We start from the raw sequence: 22,007 nt of genomic DNA on the forward strand, positions 1-22,007 counted from the left end.
GATCATGACCCTTGTTTCCCGTTGCCTGCTGGCCCTGGGCTTTCTGCTGAGCAGTGCCTGTGCCCAGTCGCCCGCGCCTTTTACGCCACCTGCTGAACGACTCAAACCGGTCAACGAAGCGCCGTGGCCGAAAAACCATTTCCTGGGCATTGCCTACCACGATGTCAACGACCGTGACCCCGACCAGAGAGTGGTGGCGGTGCGCACCGAACGCCTGATCGAACAGTTGTCCTGGCTGCGCGAGAACGGCTACCAGGCGGTCAGCGTCGACCAGGTCCTCGCCGCCCGCGCCGGCGGGCCAGAGCTGCCGGCCAAAGCCGTCATGCTCAGCTTCGACGACGGCTATTCGAGCTTCTACACCCGTGTCATGCCGATCCTGCGTGCCTACCAGTGGCCGGCTGTGCTGGCGCCGGTGGGCAGTTGGGTCGACACGCCGTTGAACCAACCGGTGGATTTTGCCGGCGTGCCGCGTGACCGCGCGGAGTTTCTGACCTGGCAACAAGTGCGCGAAGTGGCGCAATCGGGCCTGGTGGAAATCGCTGCCCACACCGACGCCAACCACAAGGGCGTGCTGGCCAACCCCCAGGGCAACCTGCAACCGGCCGCCGCCACCCGGCGCTATGACCCGGTCACCGGCAGTTATGAATCCGAAGCGCAGTTCCAGGCGCGGATGCGCGCCGACGTCGCGGCGATTTCCAACAAGATCCGCGCCGTTACCGGCAAGGCCCCGCGTGTATGGGTATGGCCGTATGGGGCGGCGGATGGCACCTCCCTGGCGGTGGTGGGTGAGCAGGGCTACCAGATGGCCCTGACCCTGGAGGACGGCCTCGATAACCTCGGCAACTTGATGAGCAGCCCGCGCTTTCTGGTGGACAACGACCCGTACGGCGAGGACTTCGCCAACAGCATGGTCTCGGCGCAGGTCAAAGCGCCGATGCGCGTGCTGCATGTGGACCTCGATCATGTCTACGACCCGGACAAGGCGCAGGAAGCGCGCAACCTCGATGCGCTGGTCCAGCGTGTGCTGGACATGGGCGTCGACACCGTGTTCCTTCAGGCCTTCGCCGACCCCAAGGGTGATGGCCTGGCGCGTTCGCTGTACTTCCCCAACCGCCATCTGCCGATGCGTGCCGACCTGTTCAACCGCGTCAGTTGGCAGCTGCACACACGTGGCGGCCTGGTCAAGGTCTACGCCTGGATGCCCGTGCTCAGCTTTGCCCTGGACCCCAAGCTGCCCCGCGTCAGCCGTTGGGACCCGGCCACCGGCAAAGTGGCCGTCGACCCGAAACAGTACCAGCGCCTGTCGCCATTCGATCCCCAGGTGCGCAAAGTCATCGGTGAGATCTACGAAGACCTGGCCCGTACCAGCGCTATCCACGGCGTGTTGTTCCACGACGACGCCGTGCTCTCGGACTTTGAAGACGCCAGCCCCCAAGCCCTGAAAACCTACGCCGCCAACGGCCTGCCGGGCAGCATCCAGGCGCTGCGTGCCGACCCTGAGGCGATGCAGCGCTGGACCCGTTTCAAGAGTCGCTACCTGATCGACTTCACCCATGAACTGACCGCCAAGGTCCGCACCCTGCGCGGCCCGGAAGTGCTCACCGCGCGCAATATCTTCGCCGAGCCGATGCTCAACCCGGCCAGCGAAGCCTGGTTTGCGCAGAACCTCGACGACTTCCTCAAGCACTACGACTGGACCGCGCCGATGGCGATGCCCTTGATGGAAGGCCAGTCGCTGAAAAACTCCAACGCCTGGTTGGAAAAGCTCGTGGCCACGGTCAAGGCCCGGCCCGGTGCGATGCAACGCACGGTCTTCGAGCTACAGGCCAAGGATTGGCGCACTCCAGCCGCCCCGGACATTTCCGGCGTGCAAATGGCGGAGTGGATGGGTGTGCTCAAGCGCCAGGGTGCCAGCAGTTTTGGCTACTACCCCGACAACTTCCTGGAGAATTCGCCGGATCTGAACACCGTGCGTCCGGCCCTTTCCAACAAATGGAATCCTTGACTCATGTTCGACAGAATCCTTGCTCTTCTCGTGTTGGCATTGGTGTTGGGGGTGCCCCTGGGCCTGATGTTCCTGGTCACCGGGCAGTTCCTGATGGAGTTCGTGTTTTTCTACCCGTTGTTCATGTCCGGGCTGTGGATCGCCGGTGGCGTGTATTTCTGGCTGCACTGGGAGCGCCACTGGCCGTGGTCCGATGACACCCCGGCGCCGGCGCTCAAGGGCGAGCCGCTGATCTCGATCCTGATCCCTTGCTACAACGAAGGCGACAACGCCGCCGAGACCATCGGCGCGGCGTTGGCCCAGCGTTATCGCAACCTGGAAGTGATTGCGATCAACGACGGCTCCAGCGACAACACCGCCGAAGTACTCGATGCCCTGGCGCTGCAAGAGCCGCGCCTGCGCGTGTTGCACCTGGCGCAAAACCAGGGCAAGGCCGTGGCCTTGCGCATGGGCGCCGTGGCGGCGCGCAGCGAATACCTGGTGTGCATCGACGGCGACGCCTTGCTCGACCGCAATGCCGCCGCCTACCTGGTGGCGCCGATGCTCGACAACCCACGGCTTGGCGCGGTCACCGGCAACCCGCGCATCCGCACGCGCTCGACCTTGATCGGCCGGGTACAGGTGGGCGAGTTCTCTTCGATCATTGGTCTGATCAAGCGCACCCAGCGGGTCTTCGGGCGGATTTTCACTGTGTCCGGCGTAGTGGTGGCGTTTCGGCGGGCGGCCCTGGACCGGGTCGACTACTGGAGCACCGACATGATCACCGAAGACATCGACGTGAGCTGGAAGCTGCAACTGGACCACTGGAGCATCTTCTACGAGCCGCGCGCGCTGTGCTGGATCCTCATGCCGGAAACCCTCGGCGGCCTGTGGAAGCAGCGCCTGCGCTGGGCCCAGGGTGGTGCCGAGGTGCTGTTCAAGAACATTCGCGGGATCTGGCAATGGCGCCACCGCTACCTGTGGCCGTTGTTGTTCGAATACTGCCTGTCCACCGGCTGGGCCTTCACCTTCCTGCTGTCGGTGATTTTCTGGGGCGTGGGCAAAGTGGTGCCGTTGCCTGAGGCGATTGCCGTCAGCTCGCTGATGCCACCGGCCTTCACCGGCTTGCTGCTGGCGGTGGTGTGCCTGGTGCAGTTCGCCGTGAGCATCATGATTGACCGGCGCTACGAGCGCGGCCTGTGGAAAACCCTGTTCTGGACCGTCTGGTACCCGCTGGTGTTCTGGCTGGTGAGCCTGTTCACCACCCTGGTCAGCTTTCCCAAAGTCCTGTTCCGCCAACATCAAAAACGCGCGCGCTGGGTCAGCCCGGATCGCGGCATCAAGGCACCTGCCAAGGAAGTGAAGCCATGAACCTGATCCGTACCCCCCAGCGGCCTGTGATGCAGGCCATCGATATTTTCCTGACCCTGCTGGCCTGGGCCGGGCTGGTGATCCTGCTGGTGCGCGGCCTGGTGCCGATGCTCGACAGCCACGGCGGCCCACGCATCGACGCCCCGATCTTTGCTGCGCTGAACACCTTGCAGATCTACCTGTGGATTGCCCTGTTCAACGCGGTACTGCTGATCAGTTGGGCGCGCTACCAGCAGCGGCGCGGCAAGCGCTTCGCCCAGCGCCGGGCGGCGGGCAAGGCCTTGAGTGATCACGGCCTGAGCGAGAGCTTCCGGTTGGCGGCGGGGGAGCTTGAGCAACTGCGCCGGCCGGGGGTGCTGGTGATTCATAACGACCAGGAGGGTGGGGTGCAGGCGGTGACGGCACAACGGCGGGAGCTGAAGCTGGTGGCGGAACGCGTTGGGTAGGAGTCGGCTTGCCGGCGATGGTCGTCAACGATGATGTTGGGTATCTGACACTCTGCGGCGGTCTCGCGGCCGTCATCGCTGGCAAGCCAGCTCCTACAGGGAGGGATCTGCGGTACCTATCGTCAGAAATGGGATCCAATTCACAAAATAACCGCGAACTTTTCCGCTTATTTGGCTACTAAACCATCTCGGCACAACATTGATGGCTAACTAGTGGCAACTTTCAAGTTGCGCCGAAAGCTGTATCAAAACTGATACCGCTTGTCGGAATAAAAATTCCGAATACAAGCATTTAATTGTTGCTGATAGTTTTTATCGTTATTAATCAGCAACTTATTGGTGATTTAATTTTTAGCTTCAACTAGCCGGGAATTTAGGCTGTGTGGAAGTTCGATGTTAGTTTGCCGCCCCTTGTTATTCGATGGATCGAACATGCCTTCGTTATTGCCACGGATTCGGTATTCCCTGTGTATTGCCCTGTTCGCCCTCTGTGGGTCAAACAGCGCAGTGGCCGCGACTTCGCCTGGCGATCAGGACCTGATCCGCGAGCGGCAAAACCGCTTGCTTGAAGAGCAGCGCCGGCGCCTCGAAGAGCTCAAGGAATTGCCCGGCAAGGAAGTCAAACCCGCAACGCCCACCGCCCCGGTAGATACCCGTTGCTTCGCGATCAAGACCATTGAACTCAAAGGCGCCGACAGCCTGTCCGCCCCCGAGCGTGAGCGCTTGATCAAGCCTTACATCGACCAGTGCCTGGGCGTGGCCCAGCTCAATCAACTGCTCAAGGCCGTCACCGATCACTACATCGACAAGGGCATGGTCACCAGCCGTGCCTACTTGCCGCAGCAGGATTTGTCCAAAGGGCATCTGCAAGTGTTGGTGGTCGAAGGCAAGCTCGAAGGCTTGAATAGCGCCGCCGACAGCAAGATCTCGGCGCGCGAGTTGGCCATGGCCTTCCCCGGCAAAAACGGCGACCTGCTCAACCTGCGGGAAATCGAGCAGGCCATCGATCAGCTCAACCGCTTGCCATCCAACCAGGCACAAATGGAGCTGGCCCCCGGCGAAGCCGTTGGCGGCAGTTCGGTGCTGGTGAAAAACACTCCGCAAAAGCCCTGGCGCGCCAGCCTGTCGCGCAATAACGACGGGCAGAAAAGCACCGGCGAGCAGCAGTGGGGCGCCGGCCTTGAGTGGGACAGCCCCCTGGGCCTGGCGGACCAGTTGGTGTTGCGCGGCGGCCATGATGCGATCAGCGATCACCAGAAAACTTCGAAGAACGGCATGTTCTATTACAACGTGCCGTGGGGCTGGTGGAACTTCAGCTACACCTACAGCGAGAGCGATTACCGCGCGCTGGGCCAGGCCGACACGTTCAGCTTCAAGCAATCGGGTGACAGCCAGAACCACCAACTGCGCGCCGAGCGCGTGGTGCATCGTGATGACGTGAGCAAGACCTCGGTCAACGTCGGCCTGGCCCACTTGCGCACCAATAACTACGTGCTCGATACCCGCCTGGACAGCAGCACTCGCCTGAGCGAGATGCAAGTGGGCATCAACCACGGCCGGCGGGTCGGCAGTGCCTTCGTCAACATGGATCTGGGCATGCAGAACGGCATTGGCCTGCTCGATGCCCAGTCCCAGGACGAACGTGGCGAATTCGGCAGTCGCCAACCCAATTCGCGCTACCGCAAATACACCGCCACCGTCAGCTACCTGCAGCCGTTCACGTTGTGGGGCGAGTCGTTCAGTTTCACCAGCCTTGCCACCGGCCAACGCAGTGAAGACATACTCTTCAGCCCGCAGCGCATGAGCCTCGGTGGTTCGTCCTCGGTGCGCGGCTTCAAGGACCAGCAACTCAACGGTGACAGTGGCGGCTACTGGCGCAACGACCTGCGCTGGGCGCGGCCGGTGCTGGTGGATTGGTTGCGCCCGGCCTTCGGCGAATACGGCGTGAGCCTGGGTTACGACCAGGGCGTGATCCGCAATGACCGCTACAACGACATCGTCCACGGCCGGGTTTCCAGCAACTCCGTGGAGCTGTTCGCCCGTGGCAAAAACGTCAGCACCAGCGTGACCTTTGCCCACTCTTTGGAACGTCCGGCAGTGATGAGCGAGCGCGAAGCGCCGATCTACTTCCGGATGGATTTCTACCTGTAATTCAACGCCTAGCCGCATCGAGAATTTGACATGGATGTCCGCCAGTTTGCCTTCCTTGCCCGTCTGCCTTCTTCAGCCATGAAGCGCCGTGATGCGTTCTGCGGCCTGCCCAAGCGCGGCCTGGTGCTGATCCTGGCCAACGCGCTGTTCTGGCAGCCGCTGCTGGCCCAGGCCGACGGCATTGTGGTCAGCGGCCCCGGCACGACGGTGGGCGCGGCGGGCAATGGCGTACCGGTGGTGAACATCGCCACGCCCAACGGCAGCGGCCTGTCCCACAACCAGTTCAAGGACTACAACGTCGGCCCCAATGGCGTGATCCTCAACAACACCGGCGGCCCGTTGCAGTCCACCCAACTGGGCGGGATTATCGTCGGCAACCCCAACCTCAAGGGTGGCTCGGCGAATGTCATCCTCAACGAAGTCAACGGCGGCAGCGCCAGCCAGTTGCGCGGCTACACCGAAGTGGCGGGGCAGTCGGCCAAGGTTATCGTCGCCAACCCCTATGGCGTGACCTGCAACGGCTGCGGCTTTATCAACACCCCCAACGTGACTCTGACCACCGGCAAACCGATCCTCGATAACGGCCGCCTGGACCGCTACCAGGTCGATGGCGGCGCGGTGACCATCGACGGCCAGGGCTTGAACGCGAGCAATGTCGACCGCTTCGAAATCATCACCCGCACGGCCAAGATCAACGCGCAGATCAATGCGCGCAACCTGACCGTGATTGCCGGGCGCAACGACGTCAATGCACAGACCTTGAATGCCACCGCACGCGCCGACGATGGCAGCGCCAAGCCGGAGCTTGCGATTGACTCCTCGGCCCTGGGCGGCATGTACGCCGGCGCGATCAAGCTGGTGGGCACCGAGGCCGGTGTCGGGGTAAAACTGGACGGCACGTTGGCGGCCAGCGCCGGCGATATCCAGCTCGATGCCAACGGGCACCTGAGCATGGCGCAGGCGGCGGCCAGTGGCGCGATCGACGTCAAGGCGGCGAGCCTCGATGCCCAGGGCCCGGCCTACGCCGGCACCGCCCTGACGGTGAAAACCAGCGGCGACCTGAGCACCCAGAAAAGCCTCGCGGCCCGCGACACGGTGCGCCTGAGCAGCGGCGGCAAGTTGACCAACAACGGCGTTATCGAAGCCGGCGTGAATGCCGATAACACCCGCACCACCACCGGCGATGTCAGCCTCGATGCCCGCGATATTCGCAATAACGCCAGTGTGGTTGCCAGCCGCAGCGCTACCGTCAAGGCCAGCCAGACCCTGGATAACCAGGGCGGCGTCATCAGTGCCAGAAAGGCCCTGGACGTCACCGCCAGCACTGTGGATAACCGCAACAAAGGCCGCCTGCTGACCAGCGGCAGCACCCAGTTGACCGCTGCTGCGCTGCACAACAGCCAGGGCGAAATCATCAGCGATGGCGCGTTGCAGGCCAATGTCGCGCAGGTCAATAACCAGGGCGGCGTGGTGGTCAGCCACGACACCCTCAGCGTGACCGGCGACAGCCTGGATAACAGCAACAAAGGCGTGATCTCCAGCGCCGCAGCCCAAACCTTGACCCTCAGCGGCGCACTCAACAACAGCCAGGGCGGCGCCATCGACAGCGCCGGCGCATTCACCCTGCGCGGCAACAGCCTGGATAACAGCGCCGGCAGCCTGACCGGCAACGGCGCGCTGACCCTCGACCTGCTGGCCGACCTGATCAACCGCAACGGCAAGCTCGCCAGCGCCGGCCCGCTGTCGATCGAGCGCGTTGCAGCCCTCGACAACCAGGGCGGCAAACTCACCAGCCAAACCCTGCTGACGGTATTGGCGGCCAGCGTGGACAACCGCAACAGCGGCACCCTGGCGGCAAACGCCGGGCTGACCCTAAACGCCAGCGGCCTGCTGCAAAACGACAACGATGGCCTGATCCACAGTGAAAACGCCGGCCTCAACCTCACCGTCGGCAGCCTGAACAACGCCGGGGGCAAGCTCTCGGCCAAGGCGGGCGATGCACTGATCAACGCCGGTGTTTTCAACAATGGCAACGGCGGTGTATTCGCCGGCCAGCGCGTGCGCCTCAGCGGCGGCAGCGTCGATAACGCTGGGCAGATCGCCGGTCAGCAAGTCGACCTCAGCCTGCTGGGTGCCCTCAACAACCGTGGCCTGATCGAAAGTGCCAGCACCCTGGACATCACCGCCGCCAGCCTGAGCAACCAGGGCGGGCAATTGCGTGCCCTGGGTACCAGCGGCAAAAGCCGCGTGGCGATTGGCGGTGTGCTGGATAACAGCGGCGGCAAGCTGGAAGCGGCCAATGCCGACTTGAGCCTGGCCGCCGGCACGTTCCAGAACCAGGGCGGCAGCGTGTTGCATGTGGGTACCGGGGTGTTTGATATCGCCGGGATCAACCTCGATAACGTCGGCGGCAGCCTGGTGACCCAGGGCGACCTGAGCCTGGACAAAACCAACTGGACCAACAGCAGCCTGATCCAGGCCGGCAATCTCACGGTCAATGTCGATAATCTTGAGCAAACCAGCAGCGGCCAACTGCTCGCGGCCAACCGCATCAAGGGCACGGGCCAGAACTGGTCCACCCAGGGCGTGATCGCCAGTAACGGCAGCCTTGAGCTGAACCTGGGTGGGACCCTCAACAACACCGGCCGCCTGACCGGCGCCACGGATTTCAGCCTGGCCAGTGCCGCGCTGAACAACCTCGGTACCCTGGGCAGCGGCCGCGCCATGACCCTGACCACTGGCAGCCTGCTCAACCAGAACGGCCTGCTGTTCAGCGGCGGTGATATGAGCCTGCGGGTCGAGCGCCTGAAAAACCTCGGCGCCGATATCTACGCCATGGGCAACCTGAGCATCGACCGCGACGGCAAGGGCGCGTTCGCCACCAGCATCATCAACAGCTCGTCGAGCATCCAGAGTGACGGCAACCTGAGCCTGGCCGCCGGCACCATCCAGAATATCCGCACGGTGCTGACCAGCGAATCGGGGATCTATAGCGCGTCGATCAGCCCGGTGCAGTGCATTGAAAACGTCAACGGCGGTGACTGCGAAGGCGGCAAGGAAAACCGTCCGTTCCTGATTGCCCAGCGGGAGCGCCTGAGGGTTACCGACGCCAGTGCGGCTTCCAGCATTACCTCCGGCGCCAACCTGCTGCTGGTCGGCGGTGATGTGCTCAACAGCAGCAGTAGCATCGCTGCAGCCGGCAGCCTGACGGCGCGGGTCAACCAGTTGACCAACCTTGGCCTGGAAACCCACGACACCCTGACCGAGCGCGTGTTTTCTTCCGAGCGCACCCGTGATCCGTCGGGCTACAACCAGACCGCCGCGCAATTTACCCAGCGCTATTCCATCGGTGGCGCGGCCTACAACCCCAACAACCTGGGCGGCCTGGAAGCGGCCATGGCGTTCTTTATCGGCGCTATGGAGCGCCAGTGGGGCGAGACCAAAACCACTCAGTTGGCGGCTGCGGACCAGCGCTACGCTGCGGTGATCCAGGCTGGCGGCGCGGTGAACATCCAGGCCCAGGCCGGTATCGATAACAGCGTGGTGCGCGGCGGCTACACCTACGTGGGCAGCGGCGCGAAGACCGACACCAACGCTCCCGGCTTCTCCACCCAAGTGAAGCTCAACGGGCAATTGCCACCGGATGTCGCCCAGCAACAAATCAACCCGCTGGGCCTGCCGGGCTTCAGCTTGCCCACCGGGCAGAACGGCCTGTTCCACTTCAGCGATGGCAGTGGCGTGCAGGGCCTGCCCAACAGCCAGTTTGCCGATAAGCCGCAAAAGTACCTGATCGAGACCAACGCGCAGCTGACCAATATGGCGCAGTTCATGAGCTCGGATTACATGCTGGCCAAGCTGGGCTACGACCCCGACGCCAGCCAGAAGCGCCTGGGCGACGGTTTCTACGAGCAGCGCCTGATCCAGCAAGCCGTGGTCGCCCGTACCGGCCAGCGCTTTATCGACGGCCAGACCAGCGACGCCGGGGTGTTCAAGTACCTGATGGACAATGCGGTCGGCGCCCGCCAGCAACTGAACCTGGCCGTGGGCGTGAGCCTCACCGCCGAACAGGTCGCCGCCCTGACCCACGATATCGTGTGGCTGGAAAACGCCACCGTTGCCGGCCAGCAAGTGCTGGTGCCCGTGTTGTACCTGGCCCAGGCCAGCAATCGCCTGGCCCCCAATGGCGCGCTGATTTCCGGCAGCGATCTGAACCTGATGACCGGCGCCAACCTCAATAACGTCGGCACGCTGCGCGCCACCAGCAACCTGGGCGCCAATGTGGGCGGCGACCTGAACAATAGCGGGCTGATGGAGACCGGCAACCGTCTCGACCTGCTGACCGGCAAAAACCTCAACAACCGCGCCGGCGGCATTATCGCCGGGCAGCAGGTCAACCTGGTGGCCGGTGCCGACCTCCTCAACGAGCGCAGCGTCACCACCCACCAGAGCGCCAGCGACTACCGCATCGAGCGCAGCGACTTTATCGACAACGCTGCGCGCATCGAGTCGGCCAGCACCCTGGCGATGCAGGCCGGGCGCGATATCAACAGTGTCGGCGGCGCGCTCAAGAGTGGCGGCGACACCACCGCCCAGGCGGTGCGCGACGTGAATATCGTCGCGGCGCAAACCCTGGACAACGGCGCCATTGGCAGCCGTTCGCGCCACGAGATCATCACCCAGCAAGGCTCGGTGGTTGAAGCCGGGCGGGACTTCCATGTGGTCGCCGGGCGGGATGTGAGCGCGGTGGGCAGCCAGATCGAAGCCAAGCGCGACCTGAGCGTGGGCGGCGTGCGCAATGTGAACCTGGCGGCGGCGGCCAACGAGCAACATTCGGCGTACAACTCGAAAAAGGTCAAGAGCATCGAGGACCATGTGAGCCAGGTCTCCACCGTGCTCAAGGCCGGTGGCAACGTGACCTTGAATGCGGGCGAAGATTTGCTGTTGCTCGCCAGTAACGTCAGCGCCGGCAACGAAGCGTACCTGGTGGCCGGCAAGAACCTGGCCCTCAAGGCTGCCGAAGATCAGGACTACAGCTTCTACAGCAAGACCAAGAAAAGCTCGTCCGGGAAAAAATTCCGCCTCGATGAGACCGACACCGTCAACAACGTGGGCAGCAGCGTCAATTCCGGGGGCAACAGCACCCTGGTAGCCGGTGAGAACCTGCTGCTGGCGGGCAGCAGCGTGGCCGCCGACAAAGGCGCGGCAAAACTGGTGGCGGGCAAGGATGTGCAAATCGTCGCGGTCACCGACGCCGAAAGTGCCCGGCATGAGCGCAAGGAAAGCAAAAGCAGCTGGGGCGGGCTGAAGTCGAGCAAGGTCCAGGACAAGGTTGACGAGAAACGCACCATGGCCGTGGGCAGCATGGTTTCGGGCGAGACGGTCAGCGTGGTAGCGGGGCAGGATGCGACAGTGACCGGCTCGGCACTGGTCAGCACTGGTGACCTGGCTGTGCAGGCGGGGCGCGACCTGACGATTGATGCGGCGCAGAACACTTTCTCGCGCACCGATATGCACAAGGAAAAAAATCGCGACCTGACCGGCGTGTTGACCGGCAATAAGCTGGGCCTGGACGACATCACCGGCAATCAGCACCTGTCGATCAGCAGCAGCAAACACAACGGCACCGCCCAGGAAACCACCCTGACCGGCAGCACCATTGGCTCCAGCGAAGGCAACGTTGCGTTGATTGCCGGGCGTGAGTTGAATGTGGTCGCCAGTGACCTGGTCAGCACCAAGAATATGGACCTCAGTGGCGCCAACGTGACCATCACCGCCGGCGCTGAAACCGCGCGGCAAACCACGCAAGACAGCTCCAAGAGCCTGGCCGTGGGCCGGGTAATTGGCGGTGCGGTGATCGACACCGCGCGCAGTATCCACGATGCCACCGAAGCGGCGAAGAACGCCGATGACCCGCGCCTCAAGGCGGTGAAAATCGCCCAGGCCGCCCTGGCCGCCTACAACCTGGGTGGCCAGGCCTCGGACGCCAATGGCCAGAGCGCCGGCTTCAAGAACAAGCAGGGCGGCTCACCCAGCAACGGTTCGTTGATCAAGATCGGCACCGAACTGGCCAATACCCGCAGCAAGGCCAGCAGTGAGTACAACAGCCTGACGGCGCGCCAGAGCACGCTCAATGCCGGGCAGGATCTGTCGATTGTCGCCACCGGCGAAGCGCCCGGCACCCAGGGCAATATCGAGATCACCGGCAGCAGCCTGAAAGCCGCCAACACCTTGTTGCTGGCCAAGAACAACGTGTTGCTGCAAAGCGCCCAGGACACCGTCGATCGCAAGAACGATGGCTCGACCAACAAGACTGCAATTGGCGCCAGCTTCAACATCGGCGAGCAGAACGGCTTCACCCTCGACCTCGGTGCACAGGGCGCGAAGAACAAGGGCAATGGCAACTCGGTAACCCAGGTCAACACCACCCTGGACACCGGCTCGCTGCTGCTCAAAAGCGGTGGCGACACCACCCTCGCCGGCGCCCAGGTGCGCGCTGACCGCATCCAGGCCGACATCGGCGGTAACCTCAACATCCTCTCGCGCCAGGACAGCGAATCGTCGCGCAGCAAGCAGAGCAGCGCAGGCTTTGGCGCCAGTATCTGCATCCCACCGTTCTGCTACGGCTCCACTGTGGCCGGTTCGGCCAGCATCGCAGCGGCCAAGATGAACAGCGACTACCAGGCCGTGACCGACCAGACCGGCCTGTTTGCGGGCACCGGTGGCTACGACATCAATGTCGGCAAGACCACCACCCTGCAGGGCGGGGTGATTGCCAGCGAAGCGGCGGCAGTGAAGAACCGCTTGAGCACCGATCGCCTGATCGTCAGCGATATCAAGAACACCAGCGAGATCCAGAGCCAGTCGGCGGGGCTCTCCGCTTCGTTCAGCAGCAGCGGCGGCACCTCGCCGGGTGGCAGCATTCCGGTGGCGCTCAAGGAAGACGAGCGCAGCCACACCCGCAGTGCGGTCAGCGACGGCACGATTGAGGTCCGCAACCCTGAGGGCGCCAATGACCTGGTGGGGCTCAATCGCGACACTGCCAACGCCAACCAGAGGCTCGACCGTCCAGACGAAAAGGCCATGCGGGAGCGCATCGACCTGATCCAAAGCTCGGCGCAATTGGCCAGTGGGGTGATCAGTACGGTGGCCAAAGCCAAGGCCGATGAAGCGAAGAAGCTTGGGCAAGAGGCAAAAGACCAGGCCAGCGCGGGCTCGCCAACGGCGGGTGCCGCGGCCCAGGCGTACGAGGCGGCGAATGCCGAGGCGCTGCGCTGGCAGGTGGGTGGCGACAAGAAACTGATGGCCGATATTGCATCCGGGCTGATTGCGGCCGGGCTGGGCGGCGCTACCGGCGGCACGGCGGTAGGGATCGTGGCTAATACATCGGCCAGCGATATCTTCAATAAAATCGGCAGTTTTGCCGACGAGCAGAAAAACCGCAAAGACATCGACAGCGCGACCAAGGCTGCCTGGGCCGAAGGCGGCGCCGCGCGCGTTATGTTGCACGCATTGGCGGGAGCCGCGTTGGGGCTTTCCAGCGGCAATGTGCAGAGCGGCGCATTGGGTGCAGGGGCCTCGGCGGCGCTGATGCCCTCGATTCTGCAAGCGCTGGAAGACAGTGGCATGAAAGAGGCCGACCGTAAGGCCGTGGCTACGCTGATTGCCTCCGGCGTGGGTACGGCGGTCGGTTCCGGGCATGGCACCGGCGGCGCTATTGTTGCCGGTGGCACTGCGGCCAGCGTGGATCGGTACAACCGCCAGTTGCACCCGGACGAGATCAAGTTCGCCTCCGACAAGGAGCGCGTCGATCGCTATGCACAAGCGCAGGGCATCACCGAAGAGCAAGCACGCATAGAGCTGCTGCGAACGGCGGCGGCGATGGTCGATCGCGGCTGGAACACCGTGCTGGGTGTCGAGGATGGCAACACCACGACGGCGGCCAGTTTCCTGCGCAGCGAGCTTTCGCAGTCCAAAAGCGCCGACCTGTTCCAGGTCAGCCTGGCCGATTACAACAATGAGCGTTTGGGCCTGTCGCGCCTGATGAAAGACCGGAACTCGGTTGAGAACCTGGTCAAGTACATCGAACTGGTCGACCCCTACAAGTACCTGCACGATCCGAAAAACATGGCCGAAATTCTCAATGCCAAAGGCCAGGGCAGTGCCGAGGGTATTGCCAATGCCGTAGAGGATCTGGCCAGTTTCGGTTCCAAGACGGCGCTTTGGGCGATGAGTACCGTCAATTGCCCAAGCTGTGGCGGTCGGCAGTTTATCGCGGCGGTAGAGGCGGTGCAGAGCTTGCCCGAAGAGCTGAGGCTCAAGGGCTACCTGGACACCCTGCATATCATGCAGGGCTATGGCGCCGACGTGCTGCGCCAGAACGAGATGATCGCCACCTCTACTGGCGTGGGCCTCGGCCTGGGCGGCGCGGGTGTCGGTAGTGCTGGCGCGACGACCACCCGCCTGACCGGCGAGCTGGCCGGGGCTGTGGGCAAGCGCTTCACCGGTATCATCAACGAAGCGGCCGAGCAGGCACTGCTCAAGAGTGGCGGTAGATTCGGACCTGATGGCAAGCCGCTGATGGATCTGTCGGTGCTGACCCGTGAGCAGAAAAGTGTCATGGGCGATTTACTTGGAGGTCGCTCGGTGCAGCAAATTGTTCCTGACGGGCAGAAGCTGGCGCGAGTACCGGGGACCGGTGAAACGGGTATTGACGATCTGTACAAGGTCGATCGTCCGGATGTCGACTTCCTTGTCATTGAATACAAGTTTTTGAGTGATAACAGGAAGTCCGGTTCCTCGGCGCTGGGCAAGCCTACAGATGGCAAGCAAGGTTCCGCCTCGTGGATACTCGGAGGCGATCGCCTGGAGCGTTCGGTTGGCGCAGATCAGAGCCGGGATGTGCGGCTCGCGGTGGACGCGAACCGTACTGAAACGTGGGTGGTGAGAACCCGGCCAGATGGCGACACGGAAATTGAAGTGCTTGATGCGCGTGGCAAAGCCAAAAATGTTGATACGTCGAAAATTCTCCCGCCCAAGAAAAACTTCGATGAGGGTTATCCATGATTCGTGCACCCCTGGGGGATAAGCCGTATTGGGACGATCGCGAAGCCAAGGATCGGCAATGGGTTGAGCGCGTCAGTGAAATTCTCTCGCAACCTTCGGCCAACCCCCTGTACAGAGCGCAATTTACGTTCGACTTTGCCAAAGATAATGTGCGTGCGGCCATTCGGGTCTATTCGAGTGGTGGCAATGTTGCAGAGATGGCTACCTACCTCCCCGCCGCGATAGACGCATGGGAGCTTTCAAATCGAGAGTCCGACAGCCTGTGTGCTGAGAATAATCTCCAGACCTGCCGTGACTGGACTTTCGAGTTGGCGGACCTGAACCACTACATCTGGTGTTTCTGGTTGGTAAGCCTGGCGCTGGCGCTGGAAATTCCCGACGACCAGTGGCGTCGCCTCGTCGCCTTGATCGGCGAAGGTGGGCAGGACGTTCTGCTGGATCGAATCATTGCATCCCGCCAGCCAGGGCGTGTGATCGGTGAACAGCTACTGCACGCCAAACCTTATGCAAGGCTGCTCAAGGCCATCGATGCGCCCCAGGAACAGCAGGCCTCGCTGTTGCGGGCGTTCGTGGAACATTGGTACCCGGAGCTGAACCGACGCGGTAAACAGCAACCCTGGTGGTATGTCTATGGCGACCCGGTAAAACATCCCCTTGAAATGGGTAGCTACTTTGGCCGCTGGTGCTTTGAGGCGGTTGCCGCAGTCAAGGCATTCGGGCTGGATGACAGCGCTTGTCTGGGGCATGAGCATTACCCCGGCGACTTGCTCCATCCCAGTGAAGACGTTGTTCCCGCCCCAGCCCCTGCCCGCGTAGAAAAAACCGGCTGGCTGGCGCGGTTGTTTGGGCGCTCAGATGAATGAGCCGTCACTTGTACAAGTACCGGCATGGCATTGGCGTGGCTTTACTGCTGGCAGCGTTATTGAACGGTTTCTTGCGATTTGACGGCAGCTGGCAGCGTTTTTTCATCATGGTGTTGGTGCAGCTGTGGTTTGGCCAGGCGGTCTACAACTATGCGCGTGGCGCCCGGGTAGCCATCGCGCCGGGTGGCATGAGCAAGGATGCCGACCCAAAGTGGCGCGCGGCCTTGGCTGGCTTCGCCCTGTTTTTATATGGGGGCGTGTTCTTTTTGAGTTTTTGACTCTTGCAGGGCAACCCCAGCCCTTTATTGCCACGGAAGACCCTTTATGAAAAAAGTTGCCTTTATCCTCGCGGCCCTGGCCCTTGCGGGCTGCCACTCCACTGCCCGCGACTCGTCGCCCAGCCTGTTGAAAGATGGTGTGCAGTTGCAGCAGAACAAGGTCGTGGCGGACGCCGAACACGCCAAGGTGATCATGCGCGCCACCGGTTTTACCTACCCGGTGCAGTTCTCCGTGCGCCGTGGCGGCGATGCCGATCAGCGCCCGGAGATCCTCGGCACGGTGGTGGATTCGGGCCGGGGCAAGGTGTTCGGCTGGATCGCCAAGATGAGCGAGGTGGCCAACAGCGCCGCGGTCAAGCGCTTCCCACAGTTGGAAGTGCTGGCCGATCCGGGGCAGACGATCGAGGTATTGGGCGAGTCGCGGGTCTATGACTCGAACTACTACCGCTACGCCGAAAAAATTGTCTACGCCTGCGGCCCGATGACCTCGGCGTTCAAGCCGCAAAAGCAAAAGGTTTACCTGGTGGAATTCGTGATCGTCGGCGCCGGCTGTGAGCAGCATGCCTATGACATCACCGACCCCGCACAACGCGTTGCCGTCCCCGCGTCCTGAATCATGCACCCTACAACCGCCGGGCACATTGGCGGTGTTGTCGTAGTAAATGGAGTTTCAAATGAAGCGCAAGCAGTTCCAGAAAACCCTGTTGGCCATGATGGTCAGCGCCGTTGCCGCACAAGCCAGTGCGGTGGAGTTTGACGTCAGCACAGGGCAGAACGTCTGGGCCTCCCAGACGTTCAACGAGCCCGTGACCCTGGTGGGCGCGCGCAATGTCGTATCGACCCAGCCCAGTGCCGATGGTGTGAATGTGTCCCTGACCAATATCCAGGGCACGCTGCGTAACAACGCCAACCTCACCCTGGATGCCGGCGGCCAGGCCGTGCGTGGCCTGATCGTCGATGGGGCGCTGGATCAAATGCTCACCACCACCGGCAGCCAAATCAGCGGCGATATCGTCCAGGCTGGCAATATCCACCTGAGCAACACCATCTGGGCCGAAGGCTTTGAAGTGGGCGCCAGCAACGTGGGCGGCAGCATCATCAACTCGGGCAACATCACCCTGGTCGAGGTCCCGGGTTCGGGCGATGAATCCGACGCCGAGGGTATCTACCTCAACGGCACCACCGTGGCGGGCGACGTGGTCAACAGCGGTGTGGTGGATATCACGTCCTACTACGGCTACGGCCTGATTCTCGATACCCACAACAACATGCCAGTGACCATCGGCGGCAAGCTGCTCAATTCCGGGACCATTCGCGTGACCGGTGAAGAGGCCCTGGGGATCGAGATCGAAACCGATACCAACCCCCTGCGTATCGAAAACAGCGGCCTGGTTTCCGTCAACGGCGGGCAGGCGATCGCCGTGCAGCTCGATGCAGGCACCTACGATTACCTGCTCAACACCGGCACCATCGAAGCCCACGGCAGCAACGCCATGGCCTTCAACGTGCAAGGCGCGACCTTCAACACCACCTCGCCGAGCGGTGAGCGCGGCTTGATCAACCGTGGCGTGATCAGCGCCGACGCGACCGCGATCAAGGTCAACCCGCGGTTCCAATTGACGCCCTTGGAGATCAACCAGCAAGCCGGGGAAATCCGCAGCAACTCCGGCACGGCCATCGACGGGGGCAACCTGGCGAGCCTGAACTGGAGCGGCGGCAAAATCGTCGGTGATGTGCTGGGTGTCACGGCAGTGAACATCAACGGCCAGGCCGATTTTACCGGTGCGCGCATTGGCAGCCCGGTATCGGTCAACGCGGGTTCGTTGAACCTGTCTGGCGCCGGCACCACGATCACTGGCGACCTGAATGTGGCCAGCGGCGCCGGGGTTGATATGCGCCTGTCCAACAGCGTGGTGCCGACCACCCCGTACCTGACGGTCAGCGGCGCCGCGAATTTCGCCCAGGGTTCCAACGTGACCTTGAGCGCCAAGCCCGGTGATTTCACCGCAGCGCCCAGCGGCACCGAATACACCCTGTTGCAAGCCGGCAGCGTGCAGAACAACGGCCTGACGGTCGCCAGCAGCTCGTCGCTGCTCGATGTGCTCAGCTACTCGGCCGATGCGCAGACGGTCAAGGCCGTGGTGGGTCTGAAGCCAGACGAGCAGGTACAAACCGACCTCGGCGGCGTTGGGGCAACGACCTCGGCGGTCACTGCCGTGAACCTGTTGAAAAACGAAGTGCTGGGCCAACTGAGCCAGGACGACGCGGTGTTCCAGGCCGTGGCCAACGCTGGCAGCGCCCAGCAACTGGCGCAGCTTGGCGAACAGCTCAAGCCAGACGTGAACCGTGGCGCGTTGGACGTGGCCTTGTCCGGGCAGACCGTGATCAACGGCGCGATCCTCAACCGCCTGGCCGGCCAGCGCGATGGCAGCGAACGCGGCGGTGTGTGGGTGCAGGGCTTGAGCAGCAACATGGACCAGGACGGTCGCGGTGGCGACAACGGTTACTCGGCCAACAGCAGTGGCGTGGCAGTCGGCGTGGACGGGCGCTTGAACGACAGCACCCGCGTGGGTGTGGCGTACAGCTACCTCAACTCCAACATCCACTCGGACCTGGGCAACAAGACTGAAGTGCAGGGCAACGCGCTGTCGCTGTATGGCAACTGGTCGCTGCAGAACTGGTTTGTCGATGGCAGCCTGAGCTACGGCGTCAACGACAACGACAGCAAGCGCCACATCGCCGGCACCACGGCCAAGGGCAGCTACGACAGCCAGGCGTTGTCGGCCAGTGTGCTCGGCGGCTACAGCTTCAAAGCGTCGGACAGCGTGCTGATCGAACCGCGTGTCGCGGCGCGTTACTCCAGCGTGCACATGGACAGCCTGCATGAGAAGGGTTCTTCGGCGGCGCTGAACACCGGTTCCCAGCGTTACGAAGTCGGTGAACTGGGCGCCGGCCTGCGCGTGGCGGGCAACCTGGCGCTGGGCGCCGGCACCCTGCAACCGGAAGCGACCTTGATGGCTTATCACGACCTGATGGGTGATCGCGTGGCGCAGACTTCCAGCTTTGTGAACGGTGGTTCGACGTTCAGCGTGACCGGTGCATCGGTCGCGCGTGACAGCTATGAAGCCAGCGTGGGCGTGAACTACCAGGTTTCGGCGTTCAGCGTCGGTGCCAGCTACACCCGCCAGGCTCGCAGTGGGTTTGATGCCGATGGCGTCATGCTCAAGGCCCGCTACGCCTTCTAAACCGTCCTGGTAGGAGCGAGCTGGTGTAGGAGCTGGCTTGCCTGCGATGTAGACACTGCGGTGTTTCAATCACACCGCAGGGATGCTATCGCAGGCAAGCCAGCTCCCACACAAGCCAGGCCCCACAAGTGCGAAACAACTTGAGAACCGCTCTCAACCCCGTAAAATGCCGCAGCACTTAATCAGGGACGAATTCGAAGATGCGCATTTTTGCTTTACTGCTGGCTCTGTCCTTCCTGGCCGGCTGTGCTTCCAAACCCCCGTACTACATCTCTCCAGCCCCTGTGACCATTCCCAAGACCGCCACCTTCTGGGTCGATACCTTCGACGTCAAAGTGGTGGGGCAGGGCCGGATTTTCATGTCGGACGCCAAAGTCCGCGAGCAGTTGGGCGTCGACCTGGTGGACCGCCTGCTCAAGGCCAAGCGCTACGCCAGCAGCAAGCAGACCGCTGACTACCTGCTGGACGTGGATATCGTCTACGTGCGCCATATCCTCGACTCCAAGGGCGGCATCACCAGCCTGGTGGTCGACGACAACACGATCCTGCAAAGCATCGATTTTGGCTACAAGGTCAAGGTCAGGAAAGCCGAGGCCGAGGTGCTGCATTTTGCCCAGGACCGGGATGGCCTGGTGCCCAACAACTGGGGCGGCCAGGTGCAGCAATGGAAGACCATTGGCGGGATCCTGACCAATGAAGGCAACGCCAACATCGAGCGCCATTTTACCGGTGGTTTGAGCAACTACATCGTGCGTGACCTGCGTGCCATACCTGCACGCTAACCCCCGGATTTCTTCACTTAGGAGCACCCTGTGAAAGCACTCTCAAACATCCTGCTGTCAGGCTTTGCCGGCGCAGCGCTGCTGGCGCTGGCCGGTTGTGCGGCGACCGAAACCTCCCGCGCACTGCCGATCGAAAAAGTCGCCAGCGCCAACGTTGCCTACTCCGGCGTACGCGTGCCGATTGCCGTGGGCAAGTTCGATAACCGCTCCAGCTACATGCGCGGGATCTTCTCCGATGGCGTGGACCGCCTCGGTGGCCAGGCCAAGACCATCCTGATCACCCACTTGCAGCAGACCAACCGCTTCAGCGTGCTGGACCGCGACAACATGGGCGAGATCTCCCAGGAAGCGAAGATCAAGGGCACCGCCCAGAACCTCAAGGGTGCTGACTACGTGGTGACCGGCGATGTGACCGAGTTCGGCCGCAAAGAGACCGGCGATCGCCAATTGTTCGGCATCCTCGGCCGTGGCAAGACCCAGGTGGCCTACGCCAAGATCAACCTGAATATCGTCAACATCAGCACCTCCGAAGTGGTGTATTCCACCCAGGGCGCCGGTGAGTACGCGCTGTCGAACCGCGAAGTCGTGGGCTTTGGCGGTACCGCCAGCTATGACTCCACCCTCAATGGCAAGGTCCTGGACCTGGCCATGCGCGAAGCGATCAATCGCCTGGTCGACGGCATCAACGCCGGCGCCTGGAACCCGCGTAACTGATTCAAGTGTTTTCAAGGAGCAGTACACGGATGAGCAAGGCAGTTAAGTTGGCGCTGATGCTGACAGCAACCGCGCTGGTTGCAGGGTGCCAGACGGCACCCAAGCCCCTGTATCAATGGGAAAGCTACCAGCCACAGGTTTACGAGTACTTCAAGGGTGAGCCCAAGGAAGCCCAGGTCGAAGCGCTGGAACGCGACCTGCAAAAGATCAACGCCAGTGGCCGCCAGGCCCCGCCGGGCTACCACGCCCACCTGGGCTTGCTGTACCTGAGCATGGGCAAGGATGACCAGATGGTGCAGCAGTTGCGCACCGAGAAGGCGCTGTTCCCCGAGTCTGCGGCCTACATGGACTTTTTGCTCAAGAACGCCAAGGCCCCAGAGGTGAAGCAATGAGCTTTTTGAAACTCACCGGCGCCTTGCTCGCCCTGGCCTTGCTGGGCGGTTGCGCGGCCCCCAAGACCGTCGATTATTCGGCCTACAAGCAGGCGCGGCCGAAGTCGATCCTGGTGCTGCCACCGATCAACGAGTCCCCTGAAGTGCAGGCCTCCTACAGCCTGGTATCGCAGGTAACCTACCCGTTGGCGGAAGCCGGCTACTACGTGATGCCGATTGCCCTGGTGGACGAAACCTTCCGCCAGAACGGCCTGACCACCGCCAACGATATCCAGGGCGTGGCGCCGGGCAAGCTGCATGAGATCTTCGGCGCAGACGCGGCGCTGTACATCACCGTCAGCGAGTACGGCACCAAGTACATGCTGGTCACCAGCGACACTTCCGTGACGGCCTCGGCCAAACTGGTCGACCTGCGTACCGGCACCACCCTGTGGACCGGCTCGGCACGGGCCTCCAGCGAGGAAGGCAACAACAACGGTGGCGGCCTGGTGGGCATGCTGATCACGGCGGCGGTCAAGCAGGTGATCAACAGCTCTACCGACGCGGCGCACCCGATCGCCGGTATCACCAGCGCGCGCCTGTTGTCGGCCGGGCAACGCACCGGGATCCTCTACGGCCCGCGTTCGCCCAAGTACGGCTCGGACTAATCTGGACCAGTCACTGCCGATCCAATGTGGGAGCGGGCTTGCCCGCTCCCACATGGATTGAGTGACCAGAC

The 22,007-nt window shown here is 62.6% G+C and carries 13 protein-coding genes; all 13 read left to right on the plus strand.

What is annotated here, in order from left to right; all coding sequences use genetic code 11:
- The first annotated feature begins 4 nt into the window (after positions 1-4).
- Positions 5-2,005, plus strand: coding sequence for a poly-beta-1,6-N-acetyl-D-glucosamine N-deacetylase PgaB (gene pgaB, locus AC19YY_RS27150; protein ID WP_170042295.1), 2,001 nt, complete (start codon positions 5-7; stop codon positions 2,003-2,005).
- 3 nt (positions 2,006-2,008) lie between these two features.
- Positions 2,009-3,355, plus strand: a complete 1,347-nt coding sequence (pgaC, locus tag AC19YY_RS27155) for a poly-beta-1,6-N-acetyl-D-glucosamine synthase (RefSeq protein WP_169953979.1) — start codon at positions 2,009-2,011, stop codon at positions 3,353-3,355.
- The gene (gene pgaD / locus AC19YY_RS27160; RefSeq protein ID WP_169953978.1) at positions 3,352-3,801 is read left to right on the plus strand and encodes a poly-beta-1,6-N-acetyl-D-glucosamine biosynthesis protein PgaD; all 450 of its coding nucleotides are present in this window, start codon (positions 3,352-3,354) and stop codon (positions 3,799-3,801) included. The genes pgaC and pgaD overlap by 4 nt, the downstream gene beginning before the upstream one ends.
- 432 nt (positions 3,802-4,233) lie before the next feature.
- Positions 4,234-5,952, plus strand: a complete 1,719-nt coding sequence (locus AC19YY_RS27165) for a ShlB/FhaC/HecB family hemolysin secretion/activation protein (protein WP_170058201.1) — start codon at positions 4,234-4,236, stop codon at positions 5,950-5,952.
- Positions 5,953-5,982: 30 nt separating this feature from the next.
- On the plus strand, positions 5,983-15,015 hold the full coding sequence (locus AC19YY_RS27170) for a two-partner secretion domain-containing protein (protein WP_500605133.1): 9,033 nt from the start codon (positions 5,983-5,985) through the stop codon (positions 15,013-15,015).
- Entirely contained in the window at positions 15,012-15,878 is an 867-nt protein-coding gene (locus tag AC19YY_RS27175; RefSeq protein ID WP_169953975.1) for a PoNi-like cognate immunity protein, read from the plus strand. The genes AC19YY_RS27170 and AC19YY_RS27175 overlap by 4 nt, the downstream gene beginning before the upstream one ends.
- Positions 15,875-16,156, plus strand: coding sequence for a hypothetical protein (locus AC19YY_RS27180; RefSeq protein ID WP_169953974.1), 282 nt, complete (start codon positions 15,875-15,877; stop codon positions 16,154-16,156). Before AC19YY_RS27175 ends, AC19YY_RS27180 begins: the two co-directional genes overlap by 4 nt.
- 46 nt (positions 16,157-16,202) lie before the next feature.
- Complete coding sequence (locus tag AC19YY_RS27185) at positions 16,203-16,769, plus strand: hypothetical protein (protein WP_170042299.1); 567 nt, start codon at positions 16,203-16,205, stop codon at positions 16,767-16,769.
- Positions 16,770-16,830: 61 nt separating this feature from the next.
- On the plus strand, positions 16,831-19,401 hold the full coding sequence (locus tag AC19YY_RS27190) for an autotransporter family protein (RefSeq protein ID WP_500605134.1): 2,571 nt from the start codon (positions 16,831-16,833) through the stop codon (positions 19,399-19,401).
- 200 nt (positions 19,402-19,601) lie between these two features.
- Positions 19,602-20,183, plus strand: coding sequence for a hypothetical protein (locus AC19YY_RS27195; RefSeq protein WP_169953971.1), 582 nt, complete (start codon positions 19,602-19,604; stop codon positions 20,181-20,183).
- Positions 20,184-20,213: 30 nt separating this feature from the next.
- The gene (locus AC19YY_RS27200) at positions 20,214-20,897 is read left to right on the plus strand and encodes a CsgG/HfaB family protein (protein WP_169953970.1); all 684 of its coding nucleotides are present in this window, start codon (positions 20,214-20,216) and stop codon (positions 20,895-20,897) included.
- Positions 20,898-20,926: 29 nt separating this feature from the next.
- A complete protein-coding gene (locus tag AC19YY_RS27205; protein WP_169953969.1) occupies positions 20,927-21,289 on the plus strand; it encodes a DUF4810 domain-containing protein in 363 nt (120 codons plus the stop codon).
- Complete coding sequence (locus tag AC19YY_RS27210; protein ID WP_169953968.1) at positions 21,286-21,936, plus strand: DUF799 domain-containing protein; 651 nt, start codon at positions 21,286-21,288, stop codon at positions 21,934-21,936. Before AC19YY_RS27205 ends, AC19YY_RS27210 begins: the two co-directional genes overlap by 4 nt.
- The last annotated feature ends 71 nt before the right edge of the window (positions 21,937-22,007 follow it).

It is taken from the genome of Pseudomonas sp. MF09156, assembly GCF_059862305.1.

What these genes read in the sequence shown, in the direction of transcription:
- pgaB (WP_170042295.1), top strand. Translation starts at nt 5, where the DNA reads ATGACCCTTGTTTCCCGTTGCCTGCTGGCCCTGGGCTTTCTGCTGAGC.
- pgaC (WP_169953979.1), top strand. Translation starts at nt 2,009, where the DNA reads ATGTTCGACAGAATCCTTGCTCTTCTCGTGTTGGCATTGGTGTTGGGG.
- pgaD (WP_169953978.1), top strand. Translation starts at nt 3,352, where the DNA reads ATGAACCTGATCCGTACCCCCCAGCGGCCTGTGATGCAGGCCATCGAT.
- AC19YY_RS27165 (WP_170058201.1), top strand. Translation starts at nt 4,234, where the DNA reads ATGCCTTCGTTATTGCCACGGATTCGGTATTCCCTGTGTATTGCCCTG.
- AC19YY_RS27170 (WP_500605133.1), top strand. Translation starts at nt 5,983, where the DNA reads ATGGATGTCCGCCAGTTTGCCTTCCTTGCCCGTCTGCCTTCTTCAGCC.
- AC19YY_RS27175 (WP_169953975.1), top strand. Translation starts at nt 15,012, where the DNA reads ATGATTCGTGCACCCCTGGGGGATAAGCCGTATTGGGACGATCGCGAA.
- AC19YY_RS27180 (WP_169953974.1), top strand. Translation starts at nt 15,875, where the DNA reads ATGAGCCGTCACTTGTACAAGTACCGGCATGGCATTGGCGTGGCTTTA.
- AC19YY_RS27185 (WP_170042299.1), top strand. Translation starts at nt 16,203, where the DNA reads ATGAAAAAAGTTGCCTTTATCCTCGCGGCCCTGGCCCTTGCGGGCTGC.
- AC19YY_RS27190 (WP_500605134.1), top strand. Translation starts at nt 16,831, where the DNA reads ATGAAGCGCAAGCAGTTCCAGAAAACCCTGTTGGCCATGATGGTCAGC.
- AC19YY_RS27195 (WP_169953971.1), top strand. Translation starts at nt 19,602, where the DNA reads ATGCGCATTTTTGCTTTACTGCTGGCTCTGTCCTTCCTGGCCGGCTGT.
- AC19YY_RS27205 (WP_169953969.1), top strand. Translation starts at nt 20,927, where the DNA reads ATGAGCAAGGCAGTTAAGTTGGCGCTGATGCTGACAGCAACCGCGCTG.
- AC19YY_RS27210 (WP_169953968.1), top strand. Translation starts at nt 21,286, where the DNA reads ATGAGCTTTTTGAAACTCACCGGCGCCTTGCTCGCCCTGGCCTTGCTG.